The following is a 13,103-nucleotide window of genomic DNA, read 5'->3' as shown; positions in this document are numbered from 1 at the left end:
CTGCATCGCGAGCAAGCTTTGCTCCCACAAAAGCCCATGCCGCAGGAGCCTATGAAGCTGCGTGCCTGAATGTAGTCTGCGAATAAATATCGATCTTCAAAGTAAGAAGTGTCCGAACGTTACCGACGTTTCGAAATGTGTAACCAAAGGCGCCATTACAGGGCGATGTGCAACGCAAAGCCCCGTTTCAGGGCTTTTTCTCGGTCCTCAAAAAACAAGACGACACGCTGTGCTTGCCGGATTAGAAGGGTTTGCGAATAATGGGCCCGCTATTTGCAGCATAGATCGGTTGCCTTTCTTTTGCTCTTGCATGAATTTGCGGGGCTGTCAATGCGCTCGGTTCGCGTTTTCGGTGCTTCTGTAATTTGTTGTCGCATTGAAGAAATATCGGCTTCGGACCTGTCGTTAGAATGCCGATCACTCGCTCGTCGTGAGCTGCGTTGAATTGACGCACGCTTTCTTAGGACGCAGCACTAAAGTTCGTTTCACCCATTCGCATATTGGGCTGTTGCTCACTCTGCCGTTTTTGCCCTTTCCCGATGGAGTTCCAAGATGAAGAAACTTGTGCTGCTTGGCGCCCTGGCACTGTCCGTGCTGTCCCTGTCGACATTCGCCGCAGAAAAGCCCCTGAAAATCGGTATTGAAGCGGCTTACCCTCCGTTCGCCTCGAAAGCCCCGGACGGCAGTATCGTCGGTTTCGACTACGACATCGGCAATGCGCTGTGCGAAGAGATGAAGGTCAAGTGCGTGTGGGTTGAGCAGGAGTTCGACGGCCTGATCCCGGCGCTCAAGGTGCGCAAGATCGACGCGATCCTGTCTTCCATGTCCATCACCGAAGATCGCAAGAAGTCTGTTGATTTCACCAACAAGTACTACAACACCCCAGCCCGTCTGGTGATGAAGGCCGGTACCCAGGTCAGCGACGGCCTGACCGAGCTCAAAGGCAAGAATGTCGGCGTGCAGCGCGGTTCGATCCACGAGCGTTTTGCCCGTGAAGTCCTGGCCCCGCTGGGTGCCGAGATCAAACCGTACGGTTCGCAGAATGAAATCTACCTGGACCTGTCCGCCGGCCGCCTCGACGGCACCGTGGCAGACGCTACCCTGTTGGATGACGGTTTCCTCAAGACTGACGCCGGCAAGGGCTTTGCGTTCGTGGGCCCGGCCTTCACCGATGTCAAATACTTCGGTGACGGCGTAGGCATCGCAGTGCGCAAGGGTGATGCTCTCAAGGACAAGATCAACGGCGCGATTGCCGCCATTCGCGAGAACGGCAAATACAAGCAAATCCAGGACAAGTACTTCGCCTTCGATATCTACGGCCAGTAACAACGTCCCGCCACTCGTGCGAAATGGCGCAAGCAACAGGATCTCTGCGGTTTGCGCCATTTTTTCATCCCACTCTCGAGGACCTGAATCATGTTGAAAGGCTACGGGGCTGTCATCCTCGATGGCGCATGGTTGACGCTTCAGCTCGCCTTGTCGTCCATGGCCCTGGCCATTGTCCTGGGGCTGATCGGCGTCGCGTTGCGCCTCTCGCCGGTGCGCTGGCTGGCGTGGTTGGGCGACCTGTATTCCACGGTCATTCGCGGCATTCCCGACCTTGTGCTGATCCTGCTGATTTTCTATGGCGGCCAGGACCTGCTCAATCGCGTGGCGCCGATGCTCGGCTATGACGATTACATCGACCTGAACCCGTTGGCGGCCGGTATCGGCACCCTGGGCTTCATCTTCGGTGCGTACCTGTCGGAAACCTTTCGCGGCGCGTTCATGGCCATCCCCAAGGGGCAGGCCGAGGCGGGCGTGGCGTATGGCATGAGTGGGTTCCAGGTGTTTTTCCGGGTGATGGTGCCGCAGATGATTCGTCTGGCGATTCCGGGGTTCACCAACAACTGGCTGGTGTTGACCAAGGCCACGGCGCTGATTTCGGTGGTGGGCCTGCAAGACATGATGTTCAAGGCCAAGCAGGCGGCCGATGCCACCCGCGAGCCTTTCACCTTCTTCCTGGCAGTGGCGGCGATGTACCTGGTGATTACCAGTGTCTCGTTGCTGGCATTGCGTCAACTTGAGAAGCGCTACTCGGTAGGCGTAAGGGCGGCTGATCTATGATCTTCGACTACAACGTCATCTATGAAGCGTTGCCGCTGTACTTCAGTGGCCTGCTGACCACCTTGAAGCTGTTGGCCCTGTCGCTGTTCTTTGGCTTGCTGGCGGCATTGCCCCTGGGTCTGATGCGGGTGTCCAAACAGCCGATCGTCAACATGACCGCCTGGCTCTACACCTATGTGATTCGCGGCACACCGATGCTGGTTCAGCTGTTTTTGATCTACTACGGGTTGGCGCAGTTTGAAGCCGTACGCGAGAGCTTCCTCTGGCCATGGCTGTCCAGCGCGACCTTCTGTGCGTGCCTGGCGTTTGCCATCAATACCAGCGCCTACACCGCCGAAATCATCGCCGGCAGCCTGCGGGCCACGCCTAACGGTGAGATCGAGGCGGCCAAGGCCATGGGCATGTCGCGCTACAAGCTGTATCGCCGGATCCTGCTGCCATCGGCGCTGCGCCGGGCGCTGCCGCAATACAGCAATGAAGTGATCATGATGTTGCAGACCACCAGCCTGGCCTCCATCGTGACCCTGATCGACATCACCGGTGCCGCGCGCACGGTGAATGCGCAGTACTACTTGCCGTTCGAGGCTTACATCACGGCCGGCGTTTTCTACCTGTGCCTGACTTTTATCCTGGTGCGCCTGTTCAAGCTGGCCGAGCGCCGCTGGCTGGGTTACCTGGCCCCGCGCAAGCACTGATAACGCATCGATCCGATCGACTGCTCAACGACTGACGTTTTGTGAGAACCGACCGCATGTACAAGCTCGAAGTCCAAGACCTGCATAAACGCTATGGCAGTCACGAGGTACTCAAGGGTGTATCCCTCAAGGCCGCCGCCGGCGATGTGATCAGCATCATCGGTTCCAGTGGCTCGGGCAAAAGTACCTTCCTGCGTTGCATCAATCTGCTTGAGCAACCCCATGCCGGCAAGATTCTGCTCAACAACGAAGAGCTGAAACTGGTGTCCGGCAAGGACGGCGCATTGAAAGCCGCCGACCCCAAGCAACTGCAACGCATGCGTTCGCGACTGTCGATGGTGTTCCAGCATTTCAACCTGTGGTCCCACATGACCGCGCTGGAAAACATCATGGAAGCGCCGGTGCATGTGCTGGGCGTGGCCAAGGCCGAGGCGCGCGAAAAGGCCGAGCACTACCTGAACAAGGTCGGCGTGGCGCATCGCAAGGACGCTTACCCTGGCCACATGTCCGGCGGCGAACAGCAGCGCGTGGCGATTGCCCGGGCGTTGGCAATGGAGCCGGAAGTCATGCTGTTCGATGAGCCGACTTCGGCCCTGGATCCGGAGCTGGTGGGCGATGTGCTCAAAGTGATGCAGGCCCTGGCGCTGGAAGGCCGGACTATGGTGGTGGTGACCCACGAAATGGGCTTTGCCCGTGAGGTGTCGAACCAACTGATCTTCCTGCATAAAGGCATCGTCGAAGAGAGCGGCAACCCGCGCGAAGTGCTGGTCAATCCGCAATCGGAGCGGCTGCAACAATTTCTTTCGGGCAGCCTCAAGTAATCGCTCCCGTTACGCACCTGATTCAGGTCATGCTGCGCACCGTGCGCCAGATGGTCTAATTTGGTTGCAGCCGCTTTTGGCTTTAACACTGTTTTCGCTTCGGATTGCCCACCATGACTGCCCATCGAATTGGTTTCCTGATTTGGCCCAGCACTAAAGCCTTGACGCTGGCGCTGGCCGAGGAGGCCTTGCGTGTTGCTCAGCGGGTGCATCCGGATGTCGTCTACGAATTGTCGTTCCTGCAGGCCGAGCCACAGGCCGAAGGCGCCTGGCAGCTACCGGGCGAACCTTGGGCTGGCAAACTCGAAGGCTTGCATAAGCTGTTCCTGCTGGCCGACGAGCCACCGACGGCTCTTGCGCCGCCCCTGAGCAGCGCGCTCAAACAACTGGTGCGTGCCGGTTGTGTGATTGGTGGTTTGTCCGCCGGTGTCTACCCATTGGCCCAGTTGGGCTTGCTCGACGGTTTCCGCGCCGCCGTGCATTGGCGCTGGCAGGATGACTTTTCCGAGCGTTTCCCCAAGGTCATTGCCACCAGCCATCTGTTTGACTGGGACCGCGATCGCCTGACCGCGTGCGGTGGCATGTCGGTGCTCGATCTGCTGCTGGCGGTGCTGGCCCGAGATCACGGTGCGGAACTGGCCGGCGCGGTTTCGGAAGAGCTGGTGGTCGAGCGCATCCGCGAGGGCGGCGAGCGCCAGCGCATCCCCTTGCAGAACCGTCTGGGCTCCAGTCATCCGAAGCTCACCCAGGCCGTGCTGTTGATGGAAGCCAACATCGAAGAGCCGCTGACCACCGACGAAATTGCCCAGCATGTGTGCGTGTCTCGTCGCCAGTTGGAGCGGATTTTCAAGCAATACCTCAACCGTGTGCCGAGCCAGTACTACCTGGAATTGCGCCTGAACAAGGCCCGGCAGATGCTGATGCAGACCAGCAAATCGATCATTCAGATCGGCCTGTCCTGCGGCTTTTCCTCGGGGCCGCATTTTTCCAGCGCCTATCGCAACTTCTTCGGCGCCACGCCTCGGGAAGACCGCAACCAGCGGCGCAGTAGCAGCCCCTTCGAACTGTCGTCGGTGCCGTCCGAGCGCGGCTAGGGCCTATAAGGCGCAACTTACCTGTGGCGAGGGAGCTGCTTGCTCCCGCTGGGCTCTGTAGGAGCTGGCGAAGCCTGCGATCTTTTGATCTTTCGCTTGAGGCTCAAGTGTCTGGGAAAAGATCGCAGCCTCGCTCCGCTCGACAGCTCCTACCGCGCGCCCAGCAGGAGCAAGCCCTCTCGCCACAGACAACGCCTCTCAAACTACCGTTGTGGCTGGCCAGGGAAATGTAGAAGCCAGCGCCTAAAATCCCGCGACAACGTTTAAACTGCGCCTTTGCGACGCTATTTGTCGCATTGCCATAAACCCGCTAAAAACGGGGGTTGGCGCTATAAGAAGTTGTCGCTTGGCGACAAGGCCGGGCTGAAAACTGTCCTTACAATCCCCTCATCGCTCGCCAGTTCCAGGCGGGTGTTCCTCTTCAGGAGACTCCGATGTCCGTTGAGCAAGCCGCCGTACAACGCGCCGATTTCGATCAGGTTATGGTCCCCAACTACGCGCCTGCTGCTTTCATCCCTGTGCGTGGCGCCGGTTCCCACGTGTGGGACCAGTCCGGTCGCGAACTGATCGACTTCGCCGGCGGTATCGCGGTCAACGTATTGGGACACGCCCATCCGAAACTGGTCGCTGCCCTGACCGAACAAGCCAACAAGCTGTGGCATGTGTCCAACGTCTTTACCAATGAGCCGGCCCTGCGCCTGGCCCATAAACTGGTCAATGCAACCTTTGCCGAGCGGGCGTTCTTCTGTAACTCCGGCGCCGAAGCCAACGAGGCCGCCTTCAAGCTGGCCCGTCGCGTCGCGTTCGATCGTTTCGGTAGCGAAAAATACGAAATCATTGCCGCACTTAACAGCTTCCACGGCCGTACGCTGTTCACCGTGAACGTGGGCGGGCAATCGAAGTACTCCGACGGTTTCGGGCCTAAAATCACCGGTATTACCCACGTTCCCTACAACGACCTGGTGGCTTTGAAAGCGGCCATTTCGGACAAGACCTGCGCCGTGGTGCTGGAGCCGATCCAGGGCGAGGGCGGCGTATTGCCGGCCGAGCTGGGTTACCTGCAAGGGGCCCGTGATTTGTGCGATGCCCACGACGCGCTGCTGGTGTTCGATGAAGTGCAGACCGGCATGGGCCGTAGCGGCCACCTGTTCGCCTACATGCATTACGGCGTGGTCCCGGACATCCTCACCAGCGCCAAGAGCCTGGGCGGTGGTTTCCCGATCGCGGCAATGCTCACCACCGAAGCGTTGGCCAAGCATCTGGTGGTCGGCACCCACGGCACCACTTACGGCGGCAACCCGCTGGCGTGCGCGGTGGCCGAAGCGGTGATCGATGTGGTCAATACGCCTGAGGTGCTCGCCGGCGTCAAAGCCAAGCATGACAAGTTCAAGGCCCGCCTGGAGCAGATCGGCGAGAAATACGGCCTGTTCACCCAGGTGCGTGGTTTGGGGCTGCTGATCGGCTGTGTGCTGAACGACGCCTGGAAAGGCAAGGCCAAGGACATTTTCAATGCCGCCGAGCAGGAAGGCCTGATGATCCTCCAGGCCGGTCCGGACGTGATTCGTTTCGCCCCGAGCCTGGTGGTCGAAGATGCCGACATTGATGCCGGCCTGGACCGCTTCGAGCGGGCCGCGGCGAAGCTGACGCAAGCCTGATTTCTCAAGCTGAGTCGGATCAATGTGGGAGCGGGCTTGCTCGCGAAGAGGCCATCACTTTCAACGCAAATGTTGACGGTTAAATCTCCTTCGCGAGCAAGCCCGCTCCCACACTGACTATTTTTTCTCTGTGTATCGACCTGCTGGTCGAACCATTTATTTCAAGTAAAGGAGTGACACCATGCTGGTGATGCGCCCCGCACAAATGGCGGATCTGGGCGAGGTACAGCGTCTGGCTGCGGACAGTCCGATCGGTGTCACTTCCTTGCCGGATGACGTGGAACGCCTGAGCGACAAGATCGCCGCGAGCGAAGCCTCGTTTGCCGCCGAAGTCAGCTTCAACGGCGAAGAAAGCTATTTCTTCGTCCTTGAAGACACCGCGACCGGCAAGCTGGCGGGCTGTTCGGCCATCGTGGCCTCGGCCGGTTATTCCGAGCCGTTCTACAGTTTTCGCAACGAGACGTTCGTTCACGCTTCCCGTGAGCTGAAGATCCACAACAAGATCCACGTGCTCTCTCAGTGCCACGACCTGACCGGTAACAGCCTGCTGACCAGCTTCTATGTGGTGCCGGAATTGGTCGGCTCGCCGTGGTCGGAGCTCAATTCGCGTGGGCGCCTGCTGTTTGTCGCCAGCCATCCGGAGCGCTTTGCCGATTCGGTGGTGACCGAGATCGTCGGCTACAGCGACGAAAATGGCGACTCGCCGTTCTGGGACGCCATCGGTCGCAACTTCTTCGACCTCAACTACGCTGCCGCCGAGCGCCTGTGCGGGCTGAAGAGCCGCACCTTCCTCGCCGAGCTGATGCCTCACTATCCGATCTACGTGCCGCTGTTGCCGGACGCCGCCCAGGAAGCCATGGGGCAGGTCCATCCGCGTGCGCAGATCACCTTCGATATCCTGATGCGCGAAGGTTTCGAGACCGATCATTACATCGACATCTTTGACGGTGGCCCGACACTGCATGCGCGCGTTTCGGGGATCCGCTCGATTGCCCAGAGCCGCGTGGTGCCGGTCAAGCTCGGTGAGCCCGTCAAGGGCGCCGGCCGGCAATACCTGGTGGCCAACGCCCAGTTGCAGGATTACCGCGCCGTTTTGTTGGAACTCGACTACGCGCCCGGCAAACCGGTGACCCTGGATATGGAAGCGGCCGAAGCCTTGGGCGTCGGCGAGGGTGCCAGCGTGCGCCTGGTGGCGGTTTAACGCTTTACAGCTGAGTTTCGCGGGTGGCGCAAGCGGCCCGTATGAGGAGATAGCATGATCGTTCGTCCCGTACGCAGCAGCGATTTACCCGCTCTGATTGCCCTGGCCCGCAGCACCGGCACCGGCCTGACCACCTTGCCGGCCAACGAGGAGCGCCTGGCTCATCGGGTCGGCTGGGCCGAGAAGACTTTTCGCGGCGAAGCCGGACGTGGCGATGCGGACTACCTGTTCGTGCTCGAAGACGACGACGGTCGCGTGGTGGGCATTTCCGCCATCGCCGGGGCCGTTGGGCTGCGCGAGCCCTGGTACAACTTCCGGGTCGGCCTGACGGTCAGCGCCTCCCAGGAGCTGAACATCTATCGGGAAATCCCGACGCTGTTTTTGGCCAACGACCTGACCGGCAATTCCGAGCTGTGTTCGCTGTTCCTGCACGCTGACTACCGCACTGGCCTCAATGGCCGCATGTTGGCCAAGGCGCGGCTGCTGTTCATCGCCGAGTTCCCGAACCTGTTTGGCAACAAGATCATCGCCGAGATGCGTGGCATGTCCGATGACAGAGGTCGCTCGCCGTTCTGGGAAAGCCTGGGACGGCACTTTTTCAAGATGGAATTCAGTCAGGCCGATTACCTGACCGGCGTGGGCAACAAGGCGTTCATCGCTGAACTGATGCCCAAGTTTCCGCTGTACACCTGTTTCCTGTCGGAGGATGCCCGGGCGGTGATCGGCCAGGTTCATCCCGACACGGAGCCTGCGCTGTCGATGCTCAAGAGCGAAGGGTTCAGTTACCAGGGTTACGTCGACATCTTCGACGCCGGCCCGGCCGTTGAATGCGAAACCGGCAAGATCCGCGCGATTCGCGACAGCCAGGCACTGGTATTGGCCATCGGCACGCCGGGCGACGACGCGACGCCGTTCATCATGCATAACCGCAAACGCGAAGACTGCCGCATCACTGCTGCGCCGGCACGCTTGGCCGCAGGCACCCTGGTGGTGGATCCGCTGACGGCCAAACGTCTTCAACTCAACGCCGGCGATCAGGTGCGTGCCGTTGCGTTGTCCGCTGCTCGGGAGTCGAAATAATGAAGTCGCTGTACATCGCTGGAAGCTGGCTGGAAGGTCAGGGTGACCTCTTTGAGTCGTTGAACCCGGTGACTCAGCAAGTGCTGTGGTCGGGCAATGGCGCCACGGCCGCGCAGGTGGAGTCGGCGGTGCAGGCCGCACGTCAGGCCTTTCCGGACTGGGCCCGCCGTTCGCTGGATGAGCGTATCCAGGTGCTGGAAGCGTTTGCCGCGGCCTTGAAGAGCCACGCGGATGAACTGGCTCACTGCATCGGTGAAGAAACCGGCAAGCCGTTGTGGGAAGCGACGACCGAAGTCACCAGCATGGTCAACAAGGTCGCCATTTCCGTGCAGAGCTACCGCGAACGCACCGGCGAGAAGAGCGGCCCCCTGGGCGACGCCACCGCCGTGCTGCGCCACAAACCCCATGGTGTGGTGGCGGTGTTCGGCCCTTACAACTTCCCCGGCCATTTGCCCAATGGGCACATCGTCCCGGCCTTGTTGGCCGGCAACACGGTGTTGTTCAAGCCCAGCGAGCTGACCCCGAAAGTCGCTGAGCTGACGGTCAAGTGCTGGGTCGAGGCCGGTCTGCCGGCGGGCGTGCTGAACCTGCTGCAAGGCGCGCGGGAAACCGGCATCGCCCTGGCGGCGAATCCGGGCATCGACGGGTTGTTTTTCACCGGTTCCAGCCGCACCGGCAACCTCTTGCATCAACAATTCTCCGGGCGCCCGGACAAGATCCTGGCGCTGGAAATGGGCGGTAATAATCCGCTGGTGGTGGATGAAGTGGCGGACGTCGATGCGGCGGTCTACACCATCATTCAGTCGGCCTTCATTTCTGCCGGCCAGCGCTGCACCTGCGCACGGCGCCTGCTGGTGCCGCAAGGGGCGTGGGGCGATGCCTTGCTGGCGCGTCTGGTGGCGGTCAGCTCGACGCTGGAAGTCGGCGCCTTTGATCAGCAACCGGCGCCGTTCATGGGGTCGGTGATTTCCCTGGGCGCAGCGAAGGCGCTGATGGATGCGCAAAACCATTTGCTGGGCCTGGGTGCCGTGCCGCTGTTGGCCATGACCCAGCCGCTGGCCCAGGCTGCGTTGCTGACACCGGGCATCCTGGATGTGACAGCGGTGGCCGAGCGTCCTGATGAAGAACTGTTCGGGCCGTTGCTGCAGGTGATTCGTTACGCGGATTTCCCTGCGGCAATCACCGAGGCCAACAATACCCAATATGGCCTGGCTGCGGGTCTGCTGTCGGATTCCCAGGCGCGTTACCAGCAGTTTTGGCTGCAGAGCCGTGCCGGCATCGTCAACTGGAACAAACAACTGACCGGCGCCGCCAGCAGCGCGCCGTTCGGCGGTGTCGGGGCCTCGGGCAACCACCGCGCCAGTGCCTATTATGCGGCTGATTATTGCGCGTACCCGGTGGCGTCACTGGAAACCCCAAGCCTTGTCATGCCGGCTGCCCTGACCCCCGGTGTGAGAATGGTGTAGCCCCCATCGCGAGCAGGCTCGCTCCCACAGATATGATGCAAAACCTGTGGGAGCAAGGCTTGCCCGCGATAGCCGCGCCGCGGTGTTCGATGAACCGTTACTTGATGCCTATAAAAAACAGATTCTCGTGGAGCCTCGCTGATGAAATCCTATGAAGTCAACTTTGACGGTCTAGTGGGGCCGACCCACAACTACGGCGGGCTCTCGTACGGCAACGTCGCGTCCCAGAGCAATAGCCAGCAGTCCTCCAACCCCAAGGAAGCGGCGTTGCAGGGCCTGGCGAAAATGAAAGCGTTGATGGACATGGGCTTCCAGCAAGGCGTGTTGGCGCCCCAGGAGCGTCCTGATGTGGCGGCCCTGCGTCGGTTGGGTTTTGCTGGCAGCGATGCCCAGGTCATACAGCAGGCTGCCAAAGAAGCGATGCCGCTGCTGGTCGCCAGTTGCTCGGCCTCCAGCATGTGGGTGGCCAATGCCGCTACGGTCAGCCCGAGCGCCGACACGGCTGATGGCCGCGTGCATTTCACCGCTGCCAACCTGAACTGCAAATATCACCGCAGCATTGAACACCCGACCACCAGTCGCGTGCTGGGGGCGATGTTTGCCGATCAGCAGCACTTCGCCCACCACGCCGCGCTGCCGGCGGTGGCGCAATTCGGCGACGAAGGCGCGGCCAACCACACGCGTTTCTGTCGGGCTTACGGCGAGGCGGGTGTTGAATTTTTCGTGTTCGGCCGCAGCGCCTTCGACACCCGTTATCCCGCACCGCAGAAATACCCGGCACGCCAGACCCTGGAAGCTTCTCAGGCGGTCGCTCGTCTGCATGGTCTGAGGGAGGAGGGCGTTGTGTACGCCCAACAGAACCCGTCAGTGATCGACCAGGGGGTGTTTCATAACGACGTGATCGCGGTGGGCAACGGCGAAGTGCTGTTCTATCACGAAGATGCGTTTCTCGAGACCGACCGGATGCTGGCCGAACTGAGCAGCAAACTCGCCAAGGTCGGTGGGAAATTTCAGTCGGTGTGCGTGCCGCGTTCGGCGGTTACCGTCGATGACGCGGTACGTTCCTACCTGTTCAATAGCCAGTTGCTGTCGCGTCCCGACGGCTCGATGCTGTTGATCGTGCCGGAAGAGTGTCGCGGCAACGAACGTGTCTGGCAGTACCTGCAAGGCCTGACGGGCTCTGGCGGGGTGATTGGCGAAGTGAAAGTCTTCGACCTCAAGCAAAGCATGCAGAACGGCGGTGGTCCGGCTTGCCTGAGGCTGCGCGTGGCCCTCAATGAAACCGAACTGGCCGCCGTCAACCCAGGGGTTATCATGACCGCGCCGTTGTACGATTCGCTGACCCAATGGGTCGAGCGTCACTACCGCGATCGCATGACCGAAAACGACCTGGCGGACCCGCAGCTACTGCTCGAATGCCGGGCGGCACTGGATGAGCTGACACAAATCCTTAAACTTGGCGCGGTTTATCCTTTCCAGATCAATTGAAAGCGCGCGCGACCTGACTACAGTCAAAGCAGGGCGCGTTGCCTTTTCCCCCGACGAGAACGTAAAAACATGAGCGATACCTTGCAACTGATCCTTGAAGACACCGACGGCACCCAACTGGAAACCTCCTGCACCCGCGTTGCGGTCATGTGGCAGGGCAAAGAGGTGTGGATCCAGCAGGACGGCCGCGGTCAGTTGCTGATCGGCGTCGACGTCGAGGAGGGGGATGAGGAATACGCCAACCTGTTGCTGCGCCCATTGGCCACCAACCTGGTGAGCCTGCAACTGGAAATGGAACCGGCCGACATGGGCGACGATGATCATGTCCATGGTCCGGATTGCGGCCACGACCATTAAGGAGCCGCGCTATGCTCGCCCTCGGCAAATTGCTTGAACTGACCCTCGCCGGCCGCGAACCGGCGGAGAAGACTCAACTGACTGTCGAAGGCGTACGGATGCGCTGGCTGAGCGAGGGCGCGCTGGAGGTCAAGCCGCCCCAGGCCCGGGACAATGGCCAGGACCTGTTGCTGTCTGCCGGTATCCACGGCAACGAAACCGCACCGATCGAATTGCTTGATCGGTTGCTGCACGACATCGCCCGTGGGGATCTCAAGCCACGGGCACGCATTCTGTTTCTGTTCGGCAATCCGGAGGCCATCCGCCGCGGAGAGCGTTTTGTCGAGCAGGACGTCAACCGGTTGTTCAACGGTCGTCATGAGCTGAGCGGCGGCGCCGAGGCGTTGCGGGCTTGCGAATTGGAGCGGTTGGCCGCCAGTTTCTTTAGCGTGCCGGACCGCAGTCGCTTGCATTACGACCTGCACACCGCTATCCGGGGTTCGAAGATCGAGCAATTCGCCCTGTATCCGTGGAAGGAAGGTCGCCAGCATTCACGCCGTGAACTGGCGCGGCTGCGCGCCGCCGGCATGGAAGCGGTGCTGCTGCAGAACAAACCGTCCATTGTGTTCAGCGCCTACACCTATGACCAGTTGGGTGCCGAGTCTTTCACCCTGGAACTGGGCAAAGCCCGGCCATTCGGGGAAAACGACGGCGTCAACGTCAGTCTGCTGGAAACCCGTCTGCAACAGATCATCGAAGGCACCGAGCCCGAATCGGACGAAAGTCTGGACGGCCTGCAACTGTTCAGCGTCGCGCGGGAAATCATCAAGCACAGCGACAGTTTTCGCCTGAACCTGCCAGCGGACATCGAGAACTTCTCGGAGTTGGGCAAAGGCTATGTCCTGGCTGAAGACATCGCCCAGACCCGTTGGGTCATCGAAGAAGAAGGTGCGCGGATCATCTTCCCGAACCCCAAGGTCAAGAATGGCTTGCGGGCGGGGATCCTGATCGTGCCGGCCACGGATGAAAACCTGGCCTGACCCGAATGTAGACTCAATACATGCCCCCTGTGGGAGCGAGCCTGCTCGCGATAGCGGTATATCGGCCGACATTGTTGGCGACTGACACTCTGTCATCGCGAGCAGGCTCGCTCCCACAAGG

At 60.6% G+C, this 13,103-nt stretch carries 12 protein-coding genes; all 12 read left to right on the top strand.

All coding sequences use genetic code 11. From position 1 onward, the window contains the following. The first annotated feature begins 552 nt into the window (after window positions 1-552). The 12 genes from HU811_RS17755 to astE all read left to right on the top strand — a co-directional run bounded on the left by HU811_RS17755 (window position 553) and on the right by astE (window position 12,982). Window positions 553-1,326 carry an ABC transporter substrate-binding protein gene (locus HU811_RS17755; RefSeq protein ID WP_092457323.1) on the top strand — a complete coding sequence of 258 codons (774 nt, stop codon included), beginning with the start codon at window positions 553-555 and terminating at the stop codon, window positions 1,324-1,326. A gap of 90 nt (window positions 1,327-1,416) precedes the next feature. Beyond that, window positions 1,417-2,106 (top strand): ABC transporter permease, encoded by a 690-nt coding sequence (locus HU811_RS17750; RefSeq protein WP_092392998.1) that lies wholly within the window; start codon window positions 1,417-1,419, stop codon window positions 2,104-2,106. After that, window positions 2,103-2,801, top strand: a complete 699-nt coding sequence (locus HU811_RS17745; RefSeq protein WP_186635882.1) for an ABC transporter permease — start codon at window positions 2,103-2,105, stop codon at window positions 2,799-2,801. The genes HU811_RS17750 and HU811_RS17745 overlap by 4 nt, the downstream gene beginning before the upstream one ends. Before the next feature lie 56 nt (window positions 2,802-2,857). After that, window positions 2,858-3,622, top strand: coding sequence for an ABC transporter ATP-binding protein (locus HU811_RS17740; protein ID WP_186657237.1), 765 nt, complete (start codon window positions 2,858-2,860; stop codon window positions 3,620-3,622). A 113-nt stretch (window positions 3,623-3,735) separates the two neighbouring features. Further along, entirely contained in the window at window positions 3,736-4,716 is a 981-nt protein-coding gene (gene argR / locus HU811_RS17735; protein WP_092392989.1) for a transcriptional regulator ArgR, read from the top strand. Between the two features lie 434 nt (window positions 4,717-5,150). Further along, complete coding sequence (locus HU811_RS17730; protein ID WP_186657236.1) at window positions 5,151-6,371, top strand: aspartate aminotransferase family protein; 1,221 nt, start codon at window positions 5,151-5,153, stop codon at window positions 6,369-6,371. Window positions 6,372-6,552: 181 nt separating this feature from the next. Beyond that, window positions 6,553-7,572 (top strand): arginine/ornithine succinyltransferase subunit alpha, encoded by a 1,020-nt coding sequence (gene aruF / locus HU811_RS17725; protein ID WP_047228784.1) that lies wholly within the window; start codon window positions 6,553-6,555, stop codon window positions 7,570-7,572. Window positions 7,573-7,626: 54 nt separating this feature from the next. After that, on the top strand, window positions 7,627-8,652 hold the full coding sequence (gene astA / locus HU811_RS17720; RefSeq protein WP_076383737.1) for an arginine N-succinyltransferase: 1,026 nt from the start codon (window positions 7,627-7,629) through the stop codon (window positions 8,650-8,652). After that, window positions 8,649-10,118, top strand: a complete 1,470-nt coding sequence (gene astD, locus HU811_RS17715; protein WP_186657238.1) for a succinylglutamate-semialdehyde dehydrogenase — start codon at window positions 8,649-8,651, stop codon at window positions 10,116-10,118. Before astA ends, astD begins: the two co-directional genes overlap by 4 nt. A 141-nt stretch (window positions 10,119-10,259) precedes the next feature. Further along, entirely contained in the window at window positions 10,260-11,606 is a 1,347-nt protein-coding gene (astB, locus tag HU811_RS17710) for an N-succinylarginine dihydrolase (protein ID WP_092392976.1), read from the top strand. Window positions 11,607-11,675: 69 nt separating this feature from the next. Further along, window positions 11,676-11,963: a topoisomerase II gene (locus HU811_RS17705; protein ID WP_092392973.1), complete on the top strand. Its 288-nt coding sequence runs from the start codon at window positions 11,676-11,678 to the stop codon at window positions 11,961-11,963. An 11-nt stretch (window positions 11,964-11,974) separates the two neighbouring features. Beyond that, window positions 11,975-12,982 carry a succinylglutamate desuccinylase gene (astE, locus tag HU811_RS17700; RefSeq protein WP_076383740.1) on the top strand — a complete coding sequence of 336 codons (1,008 nt, stop codon included), beginning with the start codon at window positions 11,975-11,977 and terminating at the stop codon, window positions 12,980-12,982. The last annotated feature ends 121 nt before the right edge of the window (window positions 12,983-13,103 follow it).

The organism is Pseudomonas tehranensis (assembly GCF_014268615.1).
Classification (GTDB): Bacteria; Pseudomonadota; Gammaproteobacteria; order Pseudomonadales; family Pseudomonadaceae; genus Aquipseudomonas; species Aquipseudomonas tehranensis.
This window is presented reverse-complemented; position numbering and strand designations above follow the sequence as displayed.